Source organism: Citrobacter sp. TBCS-14 (assembly GCF_005280805.1).
GTDB lineage: Bacteria > Pseudomonadota > Gammaproteobacteria > Enterobacterales > Enterobacteriaceae > Citrobacter > Citrobacter gillenii.
The window spans coordinates 1-581 of record NZ_SZWM01001235.1; the positions used below are offsets into that span (position 1 = coordinate 1).

1 protein-coding gene is annotated in these 581 nt (G+C 51.6%); it reads left to right on the plus strand.

Features of this window, described 5'->3' with window-relative positions:
• On the plus strand, positions 1-581 hold a 581-nt coding region (nrdB, locus tag FDX22_RS26435), incomplete at both ends, for a class Ia ribonucleoside-diphosphate reductase subunit beta (RefSeq protein WP_146718019.1).

Sequence of the window (581 nt, forward strand, 5' to 3'; positions counted from 1 at the left end):
ATGACCAGCTACTGGCATCTGCTGGGCGAAGGCACCCATACAGTCAATGGTAAAACGGTTGTCGTCAACCTGCGTGAACTGAAGAAAAAACTGTATCTGTGCCTGATGAGCGTTAACGCGCTGGAAGCGATTCGCTTCTACGTCAGCTTTGCCTGCTCTTTCGCTTTTGCAGAACGCGAACTGATGGAAGGTAATGCAAAAATCATTCGTCTGATTGCCCGTGATGAAGCCCTGCATCTGACCGGCACCCAGCATATGCTGAACCTGTTGCGCAGCGGCGTAGACGATCCGGAAATGGCAGAGATTGCCGANGACGATCCGGAAATGGCGGAAATCGCCGAAGAGTGTAAACAAGAGTGCTATGACCTGTTTGTACAGGCCGCGCTGCAGGAAAAAGAGTGGGCGGATTATCTGTTCCGTGACGGTTCGATGATCGGTCTGAACAAAGATATCCTGTGCCAGTACGTTGAGTACATCACCAATATCCGTATGCAGGCTGTTGGCCTTGACTTGCCATTCCAGACACGCTCTAACCCGATCCCGTGGATCAATACCTGGCTGGTATCCGATAACGTCCAGGT